18 protein-coding genes are annotated in these 17,706 nt (G+C 67.5%); 11 read left to right on the forward strand and 7 right to left on the reverse strand.

The genetic code is table 11. The features are described 5' to 3' along the window. The first annotated feature begins 30 nt into the window (after positions 1 to 30). Both RJ03_RS19540 and RJ03_RS39085 read left to right on the forward strand, forming a co-directional pair. Positions 31 to 654, forward strand: coding sequence for a TetR/AcrR family transcriptional regulator (locus RJ03_RS19540; protein ID WP_174372324.1), 624 nt, complete (start codon positions 31 to 33; stop codon positions 652 to 654). A 153-nt stretch (positions 655 to 807) separates the two neighbouring features. Continuing rightward, the gene (locus tag RJ03_RS39085) at positions 808 to 882 is read left to right on the forward strand and encodes a 50S ribosomal protein bL37 (protein ID WP_369801531.1); all 75 of its coding nucleotides are present in this window, start codon (positions 808 to 810) and stop codon (positions 880 to 882) included. Between the two features lie 105 nt (positions 883 to 987). Here the strand turns inward: RJ03_RS39085 and rsrA are convergent, their stop codons facing one another. Continuing rightward, positions 988 to 1,254 carry a mycothiol system anti-sigma-R factor gene (gene rsrA / locus RJ03_RS19545; RefSeq protein WP_036504643.1) on the reverse strand — a complete coding sequence of 89 codons (267 nt, stop codon included), beginning with the start codon at positions 1,252 to 1,254 and terminating at the stop codon, positions 988 to 990. 44 nt (positions 1,255 to 1,298) lie between these two features. Beyond that, entirely contained in the window at positions 1,299 to 1,931 is a 633-nt protein-coding gene (locus RJ03_RS19550; protein WP_051024905.1) for a sigma-70 family RNA polymerase sigma factor, read from the reverse strand. Between the two features lie 464 nt (positions 1,932 to 2,395). On the opposite strand from RJ03_RS19550, the gene ybaK reads away from it, so the two are divergent. The 4 genes from ybaK (at position 2,396) to RJ03_RS19570 (ending at position 5,704) form a co-directional block, all read left to right on the forward strand. Next, entirely contained in the window at positions 2,396 to 2,884 is a 489-nt protein-coding gene (gene ybaK, locus RJ03_RS19555) for a Cys-tRNA(Pro) deacylase (RefSeq protein WP_036504505.1), read from the forward strand. A gap of 142 nt (positions 2,885 to 3,026) precedes the next feature. Beyond that, positions 3,027 to 3,527 (forward strand): MarR family winged helix-turn-helix transcriptional regulator, encoded by a 501-nt coding sequence (locus RJ03_RS19560; RefSeq protein WP_036504507.1) that lies wholly within the window; start codon positions 3,027 to 3,029, stop codon positions 3,525 to 3,527. A gap of 77 nt (positions 3,528 to 3,604) precedes the next feature. Beyond that, on the forward strand, positions 3,605 to 5,218 hold the full coding sequence (locus tag RJ03_RS19565) for an MDR family MFS transporter (RefSeq protein ID WP_083871161.1): 1,614 nt from the start codon (positions 3,605 to 3,607) through the stop codon (positions 5,216 to 5,218). A gap of 147 nt (positions 5,219 to 5,365) precedes the next feature. Next, a complete protein-coding gene (locus RJ03_RS19570; protein WP_036504512.1) occupies positions 5,366 to 5,704 on the forward strand; it encodes a hypothetical protein in 339 nt (112 codons plus the stop codon). A 27-nt stretch (positions 5,705 to 5,731) separates the two neighbouring features. Here the strand turns inward: RJ03_RS19570 and RJ03_RS19575 are convergent, their stop codons facing one another. Continuing rightward, positions 5,732 to 6,583, reverse strand: a complete 852-nt coding sequence (locus RJ03_RS19575; protein ID WP_036504514.1) for an SOS response-associated peptidase — start codon at positions 6,581 to 6,583, stop codon at positions 5,732 to 5,734. Positions 6,584 to 6,729: 146 nt separating this feature from the next. Between RJ03_RS19575 and RJ03_RS19580 the strand changes: the two genes are divergently transcribed. From RJ03_RS19580 to rsgA, 3 genes are all read left to right on the forward strand, one after another. After that, on the forward strand, positions 6,730 to 8,265 hold the full coding sequence (locus RJ03_RS19580) for an aldehyde dehydrogenase family protein (RefSeq protein ID WP_036504515.1): 1,536 nt from the start codon (positions 6,730 to 6,732) through the stop codon (positions 8,263 to 8,265). A 171-nt stretch (positions 8,266 to 8,436) separates the two neighbouring features. Continuing rightward, positions 8,437 to 9,756 carry a 3-phosphoshikimate 1-carboxyvinyltransferase gene (aroA, locus tag RJ03_RS19585; protein WP_036504517.1) on the forward strand — a complete coding sequence of 440 codons (1,320 nt, stop codon included), beginning with the start codon at positions 8,437 to 8,439 and terminating at the stop codon, positions 9,754 to 9,756. Beyond that, positions 9,753 to 10,754: a ribosome small subunit-dependent GTPase A gene (gene rsgA / locus RJ03_RS19590; RefSeq protein WP_036504518.1), complete on the forward strand. Its 1,002-nt coding sequence runs from the start codon at positions 9,753 to 9,755 to the stop codon at positions 10,752 to 10,754. Before aroA ends, rsgA begins: the two co-directional genes overlap by 4 nt. A gap of 5 nt (positions 10,755 to 10,759) precedes the next feature. Here the strand turns inward: rsgA and RJ03_RS19595 are convergent, their stop codons facing one another. Further along, positions 10,760 to 11,446: a winged helix-turn-helix transcriptional regulator gene (locus RJ03_RS19595; protein WP_036504519.1), complete on the reverse strand. Its 687-nt coding sequence runs from the start codon at positions 11,444 to 11,446 to the stop codon at positions 10,760 to 10,762. Between the two features lie 81 nt (positions 11,447 to 11,527). On the opposite strand from RJ03_RS19595, the gene RJ03_RS19600 reads away from it, so the two are divergent. Further along, positions 11,528 to 12,358 carry a class I SAM-dependent methyltransferase gene (locus tag RJ03_RS19600; RefSeq protein WP_036504521.1) on the forward strand — a complete coding sequence of 277 codons (831 nt, stop codon included), beginning with the start codon at positions 11,528 to 11,530 and terminating at the stop codon, positions 12,356 to 12,358. Positions 12,359 to 12,400: 42 nt separating this feature from the next. On the opposite strand, the gene RJ03_RS19605 is transcribed toward RJ03_RS19600, so the two are convergent. Then, positions 12,401 to 12,916, reverse strand: coding sequence for a DUF4254 domain-containing protein (locus RJ03_RS19605; RefSeq protein ID WP_167331987.1), 516 nt, complete (start codon positions 12,914 to 12,916; stop codon positions 12,401 to 12,403). Positions 12,917 to 13,164: 248 nt separating this feature from the next. Then, positions 13,165 to 14,109 carry an NADP-dependent oxidoreductase gene (locus RJ03_RS19610; protein WP_036504522.1) on the reverse strand — a complete coding sequence of 315 codons (945 nt, stop codon included), beginning with the start codon at positions 14,107 to 14,109 and terminating at the stop codon, positions 13,165 to 13,167. Positions 14,110 to 14,186: 77 nt separating this feature from the next. On the opposite strand from RJ03_RS19610, the gene RJ03_RS19615 reads away from it, so the two are divergent. Continuing rightward, complete coding sequence (locus RJ03_RS19615) at positions 14,187 to 14,591, forward strand: winged helix-turn-helix transcriptional regulator (protein WP_036504523.1); 405 nt, start codon at positions 14,187 to 14,189, stop codon at positions 14,589 to 14,591. A 58-nt stretch (positions 14,592 to 14,649) separates the two neighbouring features. On the opposite strand, the gene secA is transcribed toward RJ03_RS19615, so the two are convergent. Then, positions 14,650 to 17,487, reverse strand: coding sequence for a preprotein translocase subunit SecA (gene secA, locus RJ03_RS19620; protein WP_036504526.1), 2,838 nt, complete (start codon positions 17,485 to 17,487; stop codon positions 14,650 to 14,652). Positions 17,488 to 17,706 lie beyond the last annotated feature (219 nt).

Below are 17,706 nucleotides of genomic sequence, written 5' to 3' on the forward strand. Positions count from 1 at the left end.
GCCCCCGTCCGTTTAGCTAAAGTGAGAGTGGTGCCCGACGATTTGCCTCAACCCCTGCGCTCCGATGCCCGCGACAACCGCGAACGCATCCTGGAGGCGGCTCGCGCCCTGTTCGCGACCGAGGGCTTGGACGTGCCGATGCGCGAGGTCGCCCGCCGCGCGGGAGTCGGCCCGGCCACGCTGTACCGGCGCTTCCCGACCAAGCAGATCCTGGCCACCGAGGCGTTCGCGGAACAGATGCACGCCTGCCGGGCCGTGGTGGACGAGGGACTCGCGGAGCCGGACGCGTGGCGAGGCTTCTGCCTCGTGATCGAGAAGCTCTTCGCACTGCACGCTCGCAGCCGAGGCTTCACCGAAGCCTTCACGGCCACCTTTCCGCACGCGCTGGATTTCACCACCGAACGCGAATACGCACTGAAAGCCGTTGCCACACTGGCACATCGAGCGAAGGACGCCGGTCGGCTGCGGCCCGATTTCGTCGTCGACGACCTGATCCTCATGCTCCTGGCCAACCGAGGCATTCACATCGGCTCGCCGGCCGCCCGGGTCGCCGCCTCGCGCCGCTTCGCCGCCTTCGTGATCCGAGCCTTCGCCACCACCGCCGACACCACGCCACTCCCCCCTGTCGCGCGCGTAGCACCCGCGGTCATCTGACGCGCCGATACCGGCGGTGGCGCGGGTCACTGCTTTCCGGCCGCTCACCGGCCGATTGCCGGGCGGGCGCGCGGCGCATGTAACCTTTCCTCCCAGGAACTCGCACCTGAGGCGGGTTCACCCCAGCCTGGTGTGGTCAGAAGGGAGATACCGATGGGTAAGCGTGGGCGTAAGAAGCGCAGCCGCCGTAAGAATGCGGCCAACCACGGCAAGCGGCCCAACTCCTGAGCCGTCGCGCCGTGCGCCCCGGGACCGCCCAGCGGACTCGGTGCACTGCTGAAAACGACAATGCGGCACGCCATCATGGATGGCGTGCCGCATTCGTTCGTGCGGTCAGGACTCGCGTTCGACCCGGGTTTCGGTGATGGTGATCGACCGCCGGATGTCGAGAGTGAGCCGCTCGCGCAGGGATTCGGGGGCACGATCCCCACCGCATTTGCGACTCAGCAGGCGCTTGAGCTTCTCTTCCAGACCGTATGCCTCGATACACGGCGAGCAATGGTCCATGTGGTGCTGCAATCGCGCCCGCGTGGCCTCGTCGCATTCGCCGTCGAGAATCAGCCAGACGTCGGTGAGTACCGCCGAACAGTCCAGTTCCATCTCGTCCCCGGCACCCCGATCGTCGTGCTCGTGCCCACTCGTGCTCACTGGGTTACCTCCTGACGCGCCCCGTTGCCCGTTCGGTTCCGATCGAAACCCCGCTCGTGCGCGACATCGGCCAACAGCCCCTTGAGCTGTTTGCGCCCGCGGTGCAGCCGGGACATGACGGTGCCGATCGGGGTCCCCATGATGTCGGCAATCTCCTTGTAGGGGAAGCCCTCCACATCGGCGTAGTACACCGCCATCCGGAATTCCTCCGGCAGCGACTGCAGTGCCGCCTTGATGTCGTCGTCGGGCAGCGCCTCCAACGCCTCCATCTCCGCCGAGCGCAGACCGGTGGAGGTGTGCTCGGCCGTGGCGGCGAGCTGCCAGTCGGTGATCTCGTCGGTGGGGTACTGCGCGGGCTGGCGCTGCTTCTTGCGATAGGAGTTGATGTAGGTGTTGGTGAGGATCCGGTACAGCCAGGCCCGCAGGTTGGTGCCCTCCCGGAAGGACCGGAAGCCCTGGTATGCCTTGGCGAAGGTCTCCTGCACCAGATCCTCGGCGTCGGCCGGGTTGCGGGTCATTCGCAGGGCCGCACCGTAGAGCTGATCCAGCAGCGGCAGCGCGTCACGCTCGAAACGCCGCGCGAGTTCGGCCTCGTCGGCCGTGGAGCGCACGGTCGAATCGCCGTCGATCTCCGCGTCCTCGGCGTCGCGAGCCTCGGCATCCTCGGACGCCGTGTCGTCGTCCACCGGGTCGTCGGGGATCTCGATATCTTCCGGTCGGGAACCGCCCGCGGTGTCACCGCGGGGGCGATCGGCCGCCAGTTCGTCGTCGCTCGTCACGGAAGTCCCTTCGGTCGCCGTAGCATCTGAATCTACCGCGCGCGAGGGTCGCCGATCGAACCCGGTGTTCGGGACGATGATGTCGATCAGCGGGTACGACAGCGAGTCGCCGGTCGTTACCGGGCGTTCGTCGACGAGGACGGTCACCGGCATCTCCTTCGAACTTTTCCGATCTCGAGCGGCTGCGAAGGCAGCTGCGCTGTGCTGGCGGAACAGTGCAACATGCACGACCCCGACTGTGTTCCCGCCGGACGCGTCACACCCGGCGTACATGCGATTGCCGGGTGTGAACGGGCGCCGCTAGGGTGACCGGCATGGCCGCATCGACACCCGCGATCCGGGCGCTGACCCAGGCGAAGGTGCCCCATGTGGTGCATTCCTATCCGCACGATCCGCGCAGCGAGTCCTACGGCGAAGAGGCCGTCACCGCTCTGTCGGAGCGGGTGGGTGTGACGGCCGCTCAGATCTTCAAGACGCTGGTCATCGAACTGTCGACCGGCACGCCCGCGGTCGCGGTGCTCCCGGTTCCGCAGTCGCTGTCGCTGAAGGCGGCGGCCGCGGCGCTGGGCGCACCCAAGGCGGCCATGGCCGACAAGGCGAAGGCCCAGCGCATCACCGGTTACGTCCTGGGCGGCGTGTCGCCGCTCGGACAGAAGCGCGCACTGCCCACTGTGCTGGACGAATCCGCCCTGAGCTGGGATCGCATCCTCTTCAGCGCCGGCAAGCGCGGGCTCGAGATCGAACTCGCCCCCGCCGAGCTGATCCGGCTGACCGGCGCGGTCACAGCGCCCGTCGTCGCCTGATTTCTCGCAGCCTGGGAGATCCGACCACGCGAATCGGAAATATTTGCATGTAACAACTAGTTGGTGTATACAAATAGTTGATTGATACAAGTAGTTTTCGGCCGGTACGCGGTCGAGCGGGCGACAGCGGGAGGTCCGATACATGGACAGCGAGCAGGTGATCGATCAGATCGCCCAGCAGCTGATTCGGCTGGGGCGGATCCGGGAGCGGACGAACGCCCAGGTGGCGGCGACCTCGCACGGCGATGTCGACCTCTCGGCCTACCGCATCATCTTCCGCCTGCTGTGGGACGGCCCGATGCGCTCCGGCGCACTGGCCGAGGCCATGTACTCCGACGCTTCCACGATCAGCCGCCAGGTGGCGGCCCTGGTCAAGCGGGGCCTGTTGCGCCGCGAGGCCGATCCCAGCGACGGCCGCGCCAGCGTCCTGATCGTCACTGACGCCGGCAAGGAGATGGCCGCCCAGCTGCGCGCGCGGCGCAACGAGATGATCGGCCGCATTCTGACCGACTGGAACGACCCCGACCGCGAGCAGTTCGCGGTCCTGCTGCACCGCTTCGTCGACGACTACGAAGCCGCGCGACCGGCGATACTCACCCTCCCCTCCCCCACGGAAGGCCCTGCGACGGAGAAGAATTCGTGACCACGACCACCACCCCGGCCGCAGCCGGCACCACCCCGGACGCCGCGGGCTTCACCCACCGGCAGGTGCTGGTGATCATGAGCGGCCTGATCCTCGGCATGCTGCTGGCCTCACTGGACCAGACCATCGTGTCCACGGCCATTCGCACCATTTCCGACGACCTCAGCGGCTATTCGCTGCAGGCGTGGGTCACCACCGCCTACCTCATCACCGCCACCCTCAGCACGCCGCTGTACGGGAAATTGTCGGACATGTTCGGGCGCAAGCCCTTCTATCTGGCGGCGATCGCCATCTTCGTCGCCGGATCGCTGCTGTGCACCATGGCTCAGTCGATGTACGAACTGGCCGCCTTCCGCGCATTCCAGGGGCTGGGCGCGGGTGGGCTGATGTCGCTGGCGCTGACCATCATGGGCGATATCGTCTCGCCGCGTGAGCGCGCCCGCTATCAGGGCTACTTCCTGGCCGTCTTCGGCACCTCGAGCGTCGTGGGGCCCGTGCTGGGCGGCCTGTTCGCCGGTCAGCCGGCCATTCTGGGCATCGACGGCTGGCGCTGGGTGTTCCTGGTCAACGTCCCGATCGGACTGCTCGCCTTCGCCGTGGTCACCAAGGTCCTGCAGCTACCGCGGCGCCCGCATCCCGGTGTGCGGATCGACTGGTGGGGCGTGCTGATGCTGGCGGTCGGCATCGTCCCGCTGCTGGTCGTGGCCGAGCAGGGCCGGGAATGGGGCTGGGGCAGCCCGGACGCCATCGCCTGCTATCTGATCGGCGTGGTCGGCGTTCTCGGCTTCGTCGCGGTCGAGGCGAAACTCGGCGATCTGGCCCTGATTCCGCTGCGGATGTTCAAGAATTCGACCTTCGCTCTGGGCGTGGTCATTTCGTTCGTGGTGGGCGCCGGCATGTTCGGCGGGATCTCCCTGCTGCCGCAGTATCTGCAGGTGGTGCGCGGATCGAGTCCGACGGTCGCGGGACTCCAGATGCTGCCCATGGTGCTCGGCATGATGACCGCCTCGGTCATCGCGGGTCAGACCATCTCCCGCACCGGCCGCTACCGCATCTTCCCGCTGATCGGCGCCGGCCTGCTGACGCTCGGACTGTTCCTGCTGCATCTGATCGGCGCCGACAGCCCGCTGTGGCTGGTGATGATCTTCATGGCGATCACCGGATTCGGCCTCGGCAACCTCATGCAGCCGCTCACGCTGGCATTGCAGAACGCATTGCCGCCGAAGGATATGGGCGTGTCCACCGCGGCGGCCACCTTCTTCCGGCAGATCGGCGGCACCTTGGGCGTGGCGGTCTTCCTGTCCATCCTGTTCGCACAGCTGACACCGCATATCAGCGACGAATTGCACAGTGCGGCAACGCAACCGGCCTACCAGCAGGCGGTGATCGACGGTGCGCACAGCAGCAATCCGGCCGATGCGGCGCTGTCGAAAGGCCTACTTTCCCACGATGTTTCGGCAGCGGGCCAGGTGATGAGCGACAGTTCGGTGATCCAGCAGTTGAATCCGACGCTGGCCCGCCCGTTCCAGGTCGGTTTCGCCGATTCGATGGATACGGTATTCCTCGCCGTCACGGCCATCGCCGGGATCGCGCTGCTGCTGGTGGTGTTCTGGAAGGAAGTGCCGCTACGCACGGCGGGTGGGCTGCAGGCGAGTGCGGAGCCGGGTCCGGCGGCGACTCCGCGGAGGTGATCCGGCGCGGGCGGCAACACTCCGCCGGACACGCTGCGCCACACCCACGATTCCCGCCAATTACCGGAAGCTCACCTGTCTCTGTGCGTTACTGGTCGAGCAGTTCGTTCTCCCCCGATTCGTTCCGAACCGAGGATGTGATGCGAAATGATTCATCGTCCGCGCGTACGTAGCCTGCTCGCCGCGACCGCCGGCGTCGCACTGCTCACCCTGGGATCCGGTCTGCTGACGGCAGCGCCCGCCGGCGCTGCTCCGAGCGCGCCGGTCCCCGTTTACGATCCGAACTATCCGCTCGGCGGCGACGCCGAACATCCGGGCACGCCGGAGCAGGATCCACAGGCGGAGAAGGCCGAGAAGCTGGGCGGCCACGCCACCACCGACATCATAGAACTGGCCACCGACACCACCACGAAGATCGTCGAGATGGGCGCCGACGTCCTGAAATGCGGGCTGAATATCGCGATACCGTCCGTGAAATGTGACTAGCGGCAGGCGAACAGCGCCGGGCCGGGTTCAGATCAGGCTGATCTGCCCGGCCTGTTCGCTGCCCGCGCCCGGCATCGGATCCAGCAGCTGCGGACCGTTGTTGCGCACCGAATTCACCAGTGGCGAGACCGGCCGCGCGACGATCGACGAAATCACCTGCGGCTCAGGGGTTTCCAGTAGTTCGTGCGGCGCCGGATGGTCGGGGTCGAGCCAGGCGCCCCAGTGTTCGCGCGGCATCATCAGCGGCATCCGATCGTGGATGCGGGTCAGATCGCCCACCGCGTCGGTGGTGAGGATCGTGCAGGACATCAGCGGGGCCATATCCCGCTGTGCCGGATCCCGCCACACCGACCACAGTCCGGCCATGTACAACCGGTTCCCCTCCGCATCCGACATGTAGTACGGCTGTTTCACGGCCTTGCCGGACCCGGTGGGATGCGGTTCGGTGAGCCACTCGTACCAACCGTCCATCGGAACCAGACAGCGACGCTTCTTCACCGAATCCCGGAACGAGGGTGCGGTGGCGGCACGGTCGGCGCGGGCATTGAACAGCGGCTTGCCCTTGGCCGGAACCCCCGGTTCGGCGGCCTTGGTCCACACCGGGATCAGACCCCAGCGCATGCGGCGAATCCGCAGGGCGGGGTCGTCGTCGGGGTGGTCGTGGTCGTGGCGGCGAACGACCGTGAGGATCTGATTCGTCGGGGCGACGTTGTAGTTGGCGCCGTCTCCGGATCTACCGCCCTTGTCACCATCACCGCCGGGCGCCGCTTTTCCTCGGGCGGAATCGCCGCCCGGCGCCCCGTCGGCGGTCTCGTCGAGGGCATCGAGTTCGACCGCCAGCCGGGCCGGATTCGCCGTGGTCGCATATCTGCCGCACATATCTCCATGCTGCCATCGCGGACCGACAGAATCCGTAGGCTCGGCCTTACCCGCACAACGAGACGAATCCAACTGAAGGCGATTGACATCACATCGCGAATGTGAGAACTTTTTGCCACAACTCTCTCATTAGGGGTCGCCGCACCATGTCCACCACCGAGTCCACCGCCACCACCGCGTCGGCGCAGGCAGCCGAATCCGCTCGGCCCACCGAGCTCTCCTCACTCAATCCGGCCACGGGCGAGGTCATCGCCACGCACCCCATCGCCGACGACGAGGCGGTGCGCGCGGCCGTCACCAAGGCCCGCGCGGCCGCCGCGACCTGGGGCGGCCTCAGCTTCGCCGATCGCAAGCGAGCGCTGCTGCGCTGGTCCAGCCGCCTCGTCGCCCGTGCCGACGAATTCTGCGATCTCATCCACGCCGAGAACGGCAAACCGCGCGACGACGCGTACCTGGAATTGATGCTGGCCCTCGAACACATCGCCTGGGCCGCCAAGAACGCCGAGAAGGTCCTCAAACCGAAGAAGGTCTCACCCGGCGCCCTGATGTCGAACTTCGCGGCGTCGATCGAACAGCGGCCGCTGGGCGTGGTCGGGGTGATCGGCCCGTGGAACTACCCCGTCTACACCCCCAACGGCTCGCTCGCCTACGCGCTGGCCGCCGGCAACACCGTGGTGTTCAAGCCGAGCGAATACTCCACCGCGATCGGCAACTTCGTCGGCCAGGCTTTCGTGGACGCCAACCCCGGCCTGCCCGAGGGCGTTTTCGTCACGATCAACGGCTTCGGCGCGACCGGTGCCGCGCTGGTGCGCGCCGGGGTCGACAAGATCGCCTTCACCGGCTCCACCGCGACCGGCAAGAAGATCATGGCCGCCGCGGCCGACACACTGACTCCGGTGCTGCTGGAATGCGGCGGCAAGGACGCGGTGATCGTCGCCGCCGACGCCGATATCGCGGCGGCAGCCGACGCCGTGGCCTACGGCGCGACCATGAACAGCGGCCAGACCTGCGCCGGGGTCGAACGCGTCTACGTCGACAAGTCGATTCGCGAGCCGTTCCTGGCCGAGGTGAAGAAGATCCTGTCGAACGTGCACGCCGGATCCGACGACAAGGCCTCCTACGGTCCGATGACCATGCCCTCGCAGGTCGACATCGTGCGCCGGCACATCGAATCGGCGCTGGCCAACGGCGGCACCGCGGTGCTGGGCGGCCCGGAATCGGTGCACGCGCCGTATATCGAGCCGGTGGTGCTGGTCGATGTCGACGAGAGTTCCGACGCCGTCTGCGAGGAAACCTTCGGCCCGACCGTCACCATCCGCACCGTCGAGAACATCGACGAGGCGGTCGACCTGGCGAACAACTCCAAGTACGGCCTGGGTTCGGCGGTCTACTCGCGCAAGCACGGGCGCGCGATCGCCCGCCGCCTGCGCGCCGGTGCGACCTCGGTCAACTCGGTGCTCGGCTTCGCCGCCATCGCGTCGCTGCCCTTCGGCGGTGTCGGCGACTCCGGTATCGGCCGTATCCACGGTGCGCCCGGTCTGCTGGAGTTCACCAGCCCGCATTCGATCGCGGTGCAGCGCTTCGCCATTCCGGGTATGGCGCTGCTGAGCTACAAGCGCACCGACAGCACGATGAAGCTGCTGCGCAAGGTGGTTCCGCTGCTGCACGGCCGCAACAAGTAGAAGCATCTCGATCGGGCCCGCACCCAATGGTGCGGGCCCTTTCGCGTGCCGAAAACGGCCGTGGCTACCGGCGAGATCCCGCATGAGGGCGCAAATGTCCGAATCCAGCAAATAAACGAGCATACGTCGGAGATCACAAAACCGCGCTCCCTGCACACGGGGTCGGCTCTCATGCGCGAAGATGGTCCGGTGAGTTTCTGGCCCGCGCCCCACATCGACCATGCCGTGCACGCGACCGTCACCCTGCCCGGGTCCAAATCGATCACCAACCGGGCACTGATTCTGGCCGCGCTCGCCGACCGCCCCTCGACGATCACCGGCGCCCTGCGCAGCCGGGACACCGAGCTGATGATCGCGGGCTTGCGCGCGATGGGCACCGAAATCACCGGTGACGGCGACACCCTCGCTGTCACCCCGCCGACGCAATTGCACAACGCCACCGTCGATTGCGGACTGGCCGGCACCGTGATGCGGTTCCTGCCGTCGGTGGCCGCGCTCGCGCACGGCGATGTCGCGTTCTTCGGTGACGAGCAGGCGCAGCTGCGCCCGCTGCACACGATTCTCGACGCGCTGCGCAGCCTCGGCGTCGACATCGACGGCAACACCCTGCCCTTCGTCGTCCACGGCGCCGGGACGCTGCGCGGCGGGTCGGTCACCATCGACGCCTCCGGTTCCTCGCAGTTCGTCTCCGGGCTGCTGTTGTCGGCGGCGCGTTTCGAGACCGGGATCACCGTGCAGCACGAGGGCGCACCGCTGCCGTCCATGCCGCATATCGAGATGACGGTGCAGATGCTGCAGCAGGCCGGGGTGCGGGTGCAGGCGCCGGCCGATCCGCGCAAGGAACAGGTCTGGACCGTCGAGCCGGGGCCGATCCACGCCGTCGACTGGGACGTCGAACCGGATCTGTCCAACGCCACTCCCTTCCTGGCCGCGGCTGCGGTGACCGGTGGTGAGGTGACGATTCCGCACTGGCCGCAGCTGACCACCCAGGCCGGTGACGTGATCCGCGAAATCCTGGTCCGGATGGGCGCGGAGGTGCGGCGCTTCGACGGCAAATTGACCGTGCGCGGCCCGCGGTCCCTCGCCGGTATCGATATCGACCTGCACGATGTGGGCGAGCTGACGCCGACCGTGGCCGCCCTGGCCGCACTGGCCGACTCCCCCTCGCGGTTGCGTGGAATCGCCCATCTGCGGGGACACGAAACCGATCGGCTGGCCGCGCTGACCACCGAGATCAACCGCCTCGGCGGCAATGTCACCGAAACCGAGGACGGGCTGAGCATCGAGCCGGCGCCGCTGCAGGGCGGCCAGTGGCATTCCTACGCCGATCACCGGATGGCCACGGCGGGAGCGATTCTCGGCCTGCGCGTACCCGGCGTGAGCATCGAGGACATCGGCACCACTGCCAAGACACTGCCCGAATTCGTCACCCTGTGGGAATCGATGCTGGCGGGCGCCGGCGCCTTATCGGGTGAGGGAGCGGCCCACTGAGGCGCCGGGAGTACGACGAATCCGATGTCCGGGTCCGCCCGGGCAGGGGTTCGCGACCCCGCACCAAGACCCGGCCGGAACACCGAGACGCGGTGTCGGCCATGGTGGTTTCGGTGGATCGGGGGCGCTGGGGGTGTGTGCTCGGCGACGATCCGGATCGCCGCGTGGTCGCGATGCGGGCGCGGGAACTGGGCCGCACGCCGATCGTGGTGGGCGATCAGGTGGATGTGGTCGGCGACCTGACCGGCCGGCCCGACACCCTGGCGCGGATCGTCCGCGTCGCCGATCGCCGAACGGTGCTGCGCCGCACCGCCGACGACACCGATCCCTTCGAACGCATCGTGGTGTCGAACGCCGAGCAGTTGTTCATCGTCGTGGCGCTGGCCGATCCGCCGCCCCGCACCGGCTTCGTCGAACGCGCCATGGTGGCCGCGTATGCCGGTGGGCTGCAACCGATTCTGTGCCTGACCAAACACGACCTCGCCGCCGACTCCGAATTCGCCTCGGAATTCGCGGATCTGGATCTGACCATCGTCTACGGCGGCCGCGACGATCCGCTGGAACCCATTCGCGACCTCCTGCGGGATTCACTGACCTGCCTGCTCGGCCACTCCGGTGTCGGCAAGTCCACGCTGGTGAATCGCGTTGTCCCCGAAGCGGAACGAGCCGTGGGGACGGTCTCCGGGGTCGGCAAGGGCCGCCATACCTCGACCCAGTCGGTGGCTCTGCCGCTCGAGGGCGGCGGCTGGGTCATCGACACCCCCGGCATCCGCTCCTTCGGCCTCGCCCACATCTCGCCCGACGACGTGATCGCCGCCTTCCCCGACCTGTCCGAGGCCATCGAGGACTGCCCCCGCGGCTGCACCCACCTCGGCCCGCCCGCCGACCCGGAATGCGCACTGGACGAACTACCCGGCAAGGAACGACGGGTCGCGGCGATCCGGCTGCTGCTGACGGCACTGAATTCCAACGATCCGTGGGTCGTCGGCAACGGCTGAGGTGCTCACTCGGCGCGTTCCGGGCGCGGAGTCGCCGCCAGGCTCGCCTGCCCGATCCAATGCGGTACCTGCCGCCGAATCGATGCCGGGCCCACGATCTCGGTCGTTTCGTCCCGTAGCGCCGCCGCCCAGCTCCGGTCGCCCCGCCAGATCTCGGTGAGCTGCCGCAACGTGCTGCGCACGGTCGCCGCGATCTCGAATCCGGGGTCGTAGTCGCAGATCGCCGCGGTACCGCGCTCGACCAGCAGCCACCAGTGCGCCTCCTTGCCGGGGACATCGGTGAACTCGACCGCCAGAACCGTCCGCTCGTCGGGCCACGCCCGGATCGGTATCGTGCGACGGATATCCCACAGCAACAGGTGCGGATCCAGATCCCGGTCGCCGAGATCGCCGATCCAGCGCACCCCCCACGCTCCGAGCGCCTGCACGACGGTCGACAGCTCTCGTCCGGCGTCGGTCAGGATGTAGGCGGCGCGTCCATCGACACCGATCTCGCGACGCAGTACCCCGGACCGCTCCAGCGAGCGCAGACGACGGGAGAGCAGAGCGGGTGACATCTTCGGATTGCCCCGCCGCAGCTCGTTGAAATGTGTACTGCCCAAGAGTAGTTCGCGCACGACCAGCAGCGTCCACCGCTCGTCGAGGACATCCATGGCCTTGGCGATCGGGCAGAACTCCCCGTAGCCGGACACACAACCAGTAGACCACTCGGCGCGCCCCGGGTACAGATGTTGAACTGGCCGACGCTACCGCCGCCGCCGGATGCTAGCGATATGACAGTTATCCATCCCACCCAGCAATCACCCGTCGACCTCACCGAACGCACACACGCACTCTGGGCCCTCGGCGACTATCCCCGCGTCGCGGACACCGTCATCCCCGGCCTGGGCCGGCGCCTGGTTCGAGCCTGCGATATCCGTCCCGGCCGGCGAGTGCTCGATATCGCCGCCGGAGCGGGGAATGCGGCCATTCCGGCGGCCGAAGCCGGAGCGGACGTCATCGCCAGTGACCTGACGCCGGAAATGTTCGACGCGGGCCGGGCCGCGGCGGCCGCCCGCGGTATCCACCTCACCTGGGAGACCGCCGACGCCGAGGCGCTGCCGTACGACGACGGCCGATTCGACGTCGCCATGTCCTGCGTCGGCATCATGTTCGCCCCGTCGCACCGGGCGGCCGCCGACGAGCTGCTCCGCGTGACCGCGCCGAAGGCGACGATAGGGCTGATCAACTGGACACCGGAGGGATTCATCGGCGAAATGTTCGCCATCGTGAAGCGGTTCGCGCCGCCACCGCCGCCCGGTGCGCAATCGCCGCTGCTGTGGGGCACCGCCGACCACCTCCGGGACCTGTTCGGCGACCGCGTCACCGACCTGCACATCGAGCGCGAATTCGCGACGGTGGAATGTTTCGCCGACGGGGACCGCTTCCGTGACTTCTTCAAGGCCAATTACGGTCCCACGGTCGCCGTGTACAAAGCCCTGGCCGGCGACCCGGATCGCATCGCCGAACTGGACCGCGCCCTCGCCGACCTGGCCGCTCGCCACGACCTCGGCGGCGGGCGGATGCGCTGGGAGTACCTTCTGGTCACCGCCCGGCGGGCGTGACGCGGTTCCGATCCGCCCGCCGAGTGCGGAGACCGGCCGTGTTCAGGCCGAGGTCGGCAGCCGGCGCTCGCCGTGCGTGATCGCCGCGACCAGATCGTCGTAGCCGTTGACCAGTTCTGCCACCCGGAACCACGCCGCGTGCAATGCCAGATCGTCGGTGGCGGTTTCCAGTAGATGTGCGGCACGGGCGTAGGCCGCCATGAGCCGATCGATCACGGAACCGACGGTTTCGGTGTGGATCGCGGTGCCGTGCCGATGCTGCGGCACGTGGGCTTCGATCCATCGGTCGATCACACGCACGGTCTCGCGGCGCGATGCCTCGGCCGCGCGGCGATACTCGGCATCGTGCGACTGGGCCACACCGGTGTGCAGTTCCGCGAGTTGCCGCGCGAGCGGGTCCAGGGGATGCGCGGCCGGGCGCGAATCACGCACCATCCGCAGCAGCATCTCGGCGGTGGGGAGGCCGCCGATCACCTCGGTGCCGCCTCCCTCCAGCACCAGCAGCGGCGATACCGTGGCCATCCGGGCGCCCCCGGTATCTGCGGGGTCACCGGTCACCGCGAGCACCGCCTCTCGGCGCGGTGGCGGATACCGCACCGGAGGCCGCGGCCACGGCGGTCTCGGTGACGCGGTGCGGTGAGAATTGCGGCGTCGAACACATGGGCAGCTCCTGGTCGGTCTCGGCCTTCGATGAAACCGACCGTATGCCCCGTATTAGCTGTTCGCCTGCCTCCCGGTTCCCGCTGTTGAGAAGTCACAGACGAGATCGCCGCGGCGTGCTGACGAAACACATAACCAGCGGGTGACTACGGCGTGAGCACCAGCCGTCCGCGCAATCCACCGGCGGACAACCGCTCGTGCGCCTCGGCCGCGCGCTCGAGCGGAAGGACGTCGGCTACCCGCAAGGTCAGCCCGAGCGCCGCGAGTTCGGCGAGCGCGGTTCCGTCGGCTCTGATCCATTCCTGATGAATTCTCATGCCGCGCAACGGAACAGGGGCCGGACCACCGGTCACCCCGGCGTACGCGCCGCCGTTGCGAACCGCTGCCGTGGCACGCACACCCAGGCCCGCGCCGTCCAACGCGCCATCCACACCTCCCGGAACCAGCGCACCTACCGCTTCGGCGAGGTCGGCGCACGTGCGGGGCACGGTCCATTCGGCGCCGAGTCCGCGAACGAATGCCGCATCGTCGTCGGCGACCTGCGCGACCACCCGCAACCCGCTACGCACGGCCAACTCGACCGCGAAACCGCCGACCGCTCCCGCGGCGCCGGTCACCAGCACGGTGTCACCGGCGCGAAGGCCGAGCAGCGCGAGCGCCTGCTGCGCGGTCAGCGCATTCAGCGGCAGCGTGGCCGCCTCGGTCGCATCGACGTCCGGTGGCGCCGGCGCGACCGCATCGGTATCGAGCACCAGATACTCGGCGTAAGCACCCAGCGACCGGTCGAGCAGATCACGCAGTCCGATAACCCGTTGCCCCACAACGAATGTCGTGACGCCGGGACCGATACTGTCGACGGTTCCCGCGACGTCCCAGCCGATTCCGATGGTCTCGCGCGGCGCCATCAGACCCGCGTCGATCAGGGCGCCGCTGCGGGTCGCGATATCGACCGGATTGACCGCCGCCGCCTCCACCCGGATCCGCACCTGCCGCGGTCCGGGCTCGGGCACCGGCACCCGCACCACCTCGAGTGCCTCCGGGCCACCCACCCGCCGAACGACCACCGCCCGCATGCTGTTTCGAGAACTCATGCTGCACAACCTATGGAGAGCTACTCTCCATAGGGAAGTACGCACTCGAAGGTGCGTATCCCACCCCGAGGAGACCCGTGGCCACCCGAACCGCCGCCCAACACCGAGCCCAGGCGAGCGCAGACTACGACGCGTACCTGGCACAATGCCCCGCTCGGCAACTACTCGACCGGATCGCCGACAAATGGGTGAGCCTGGCCGTCAACGCCCTCGCCGACGGCCCCCAGCGCTACAGCGACCTGCAACGCCGCCTCGCCAGCATCAGCCAGAAGATGCTCACCCAAACCCTGCGCAACCTCGAACGCGACGGGCTGGTCTCCCGCACGGTTACCCCCGCGGTCCCGGTCCGCGTCGAATACGAGCTCACCTCACTCGGCCACTCCCTGCTACCGGTGATGCGCGCAGTCAAAGACTGGGCCGAGCAGAACATGGACCGGGTCCACGCGGCTCGCGAACGCTACGAGCAACACACCGAAACCTGACATCACGACAGCGGCCGGCCCACCTGATCGGTGGGCCGGCCGCTGTCTTGTGCCGGAATTACCGGCGGCGCTTGGTCTTCGCCGGCTTGCCCTGCTTGGCGCGGTCGCGCTCGGCCTCGCGGCGTTCGCGGCGGGTCATGCCGGTGGCGGGGGTGTCGCCGTATTCCTGGGCGGCGCTGCGGACTTCGGCGTGGCCACCTTCGTCCGGGCCGGAGAAGCTGAGACCGCGCGGGCCGGATTCGTCGATTCCCTTGGCGCGCAAGGCCGCCGGGGCGTTCTCGGCGGCGCCGTTACCCTGGGGCACGGCCGGAGCGGGATGCATCGCGCCCACCGGGGACCGCAGGCCGGGGTCGACCGCGGGCTGCTGTTCGGGGGCCTGCTGGACCTCCACCTGGAGGTTGAACAGGAAGCCGACCGACTCCTCCTTCAAGCCCTCGAGCATGGCGGCGAACATGTCGAAACCCTCGCGCTGGTACTCGACGAGCGGATCGCGCTGCGCCATCGCGCGCAGGCCGATGCCCTCCTTGAGGTAGTCCATCTCGTAGAGGTGTTCGCGCCACTTGCGGTCCAGGACCGACAGCAGGACCTGGCGTTCGAGGTTGCGCATGCTGCCGGGACCGGCCAGATCGTCGATCTCCTTCTCACGCCGCGCATAAGCGTCGTGGGCGTCTTCGAGAACGGCCTCGAGCAGTTCCTCGCGGCTCAGTTCGCCGATCTCGCCGTCCTCGGTTTCACCGGTCAGATCCTGGTATTCGATGCCGACCGAGTACAGCGTCTTCAGCGCCGTCCACAGCTTGGCCAGATCCCAGTCCTCGACGTAGCCCTCGGAAGTGGCGCCGTCGACGTAGGCGGTGATCACGTCGGTGATCATCGACTGAACCTGGCCCTCCATATCCTCGCCGGCCAGGATGCGCTGGCGCTCGGCGTAGATGACGGTGCGCTGCTGGTTCATCACCTCGTCGTACTTCAGAACGTTCTTGCGGATTTCGAAGTTCTGCTGCTCGACCTGGGTCTGGGCGCTCTTGATCGCGCGGGAGACCATCTTGGCCTCGATCGGCACGTCGTCGGGCAGGTTGAGCCGGGTCATGATCGACTCCAGGGCCGCACCGTTGAAGCGCCGCATCAACTCGTCGCCGAGCGAGAGGTAGAAGCGCGATTCACCCGGGTCGCCCTGGCGGCCGGCACGACCGCGCAGCTGGTTGTCGATGCGCCGCGACTCGTGCCGCTCGGTGCCCAGCACGTAGAGGCCGCCGGCGTCGCGCACCAGATCGGCGTCGTCTTCGACCTGCCGCTTGACCTGCTCCAGCGCGGGCAGCCAGTTGGCCTCGTAGTCGTCCGGCGTCTCGACCGGATCCAGGCCCTGCCGCCGCAGCAGCGTATCGGTGATGATGTCGGGGTTACCGCCGAGCACGATGTCGGTACCACGGCCGGCCATATTCGTCGCCACGGTGACCGCGCCCGGGCGGCCGGCCTCGGCGATGATCTGCGCTTCCTGCTCGTGGAACTTCGCGTTCAGCACGTTGTGCGGGATACCGCGCTTGGTGAGCAGCTTCGACAGATACTCCGAGCGCTCCACCGAGGTGGTACCGATCAGCACCGGCTGGTTCTTCTCGTGCCGCTCGGCGATGTCGTCGGCCACCGCGGCGAATTTCGATTCCTCGGTCTTGTAGATCAGGTCCGCCTGATCCATGCGGATCATCGGCTTGTTGGTCGGGATCGGCACCACGCCGAGACCGTAGGTCTGGTGGAGCTCGGCCGCCTCGGTTTCGGCGGTACCGGTCATACCGGACAATTTATCGTACAGGCGGAAATAGTTCTGCAGTGTGATGGTGGCCAGCGTCTGGTTCTCCGGCTGGATCTCCACACCTTCTTTGGCCTCGATGGCCTGGTGCATGCCCTCGTTGTAGCGACGGCCGACCAGAATGCGGCCGGTGAATTCGTCGACGATGATGACCTCGCCGTTGCGGACGATGTAATCCTTGTCGCGAGCGTAGAGTTCCTTGGCCTTGATCGCGTTGTTCAGATAGCTGACCAGCGGCGAGTTGGCGGCCTCGTACAGATTGTCGATACCGAGCTGATCCTCGACGAATTCGACACCGGCCTCGTGCACGCCGATGGTGCGCTTCTTGATGTCGACCTCGTAGTGCACATCCTTCTTCAGAAGCGGTGCGATACGGGCGAATTCGGCATACCACTTACTCGACGCGTCGGCCGGGCCGGAAATGATCAGCGGCGTGCGGGCCTCGTCGATCAGAATCGAGTCGACCTCGTCGACCACGGCGAAGTTGTGCCCGCGCTGGACCAGATCGTCCAGCGAATGGGTCATGTTGTCGCGCAGATAATCGAAGCCGAATTCGTTGTTCGTGCCGTAGGTGATGTCGGCGCTGTAGGCCGCACGCCGCTCGGCGGGGCTCATCCCGGACAGGATCGCGCCGACCTGCAGGCCGAGGAAACGGTGCACGCGGCCCATCCACTCGGAGTCACGGCGGGCCAGGTAGTCGTTGGTGGTGACGATGTGGACACCGTCGCCGCTGATGGCGTTGAGATACGCGGGAAGCACCGAGGTGAGCGTCTTACCTTCACCGGTTTTCATCTCGGCGACATTGCCGATGTGCAGGGCCGCGCCACCCATCACCTGCACCTTGTAATGCTTCTGATTCAGCACGCGCCAGGAGGCCTCACGGGCGGCCGCGAAAGCCTCGAGCAGCAACTCGTCCAGGGATTCGCCGTCGGCGTAGCGCTGTTTGAATTCGTCGGTCTTCGCGCGCAGTTCCGCGTCGGTCAGATCGGCGTACTCGTCGTCCAGACTGAGAACTTCGTCGGCCAGATGCGCGAGCCGCTTGACGGTGCGACCCTCACCAAAACGTAGCAACCTCGTCAGTGTCAGCGCAGGCACGGGTCTCGTCAGTCCTCTGGTCGATGTTGTCGTCTTGCAGTGCTACATCTTCGGCACACCGCACTACTCGCGGCATACCGAAGCCCCCGCCTCATCGTATGGGCGAAATTCCCGGCGCGCGGATAAGCGGCATCGTCCATGGTAATGCGGCCTCCATCGTAGGCGCCGCCGCGCCAGCACATCCACAGACAGCGATGCCCCCTCGGGGCCGACAGTGAT

Source organism: Nocardia aobensis NBRC 100429 (genome assembly GCF_000308375.1).
GTDB classification, from domain to species: Bacteria; Actinomycetota; Actinomycetes; order Mycobacteriales; family Mycobacteriaceae; genus Nocardia; species Nocardia aobensis.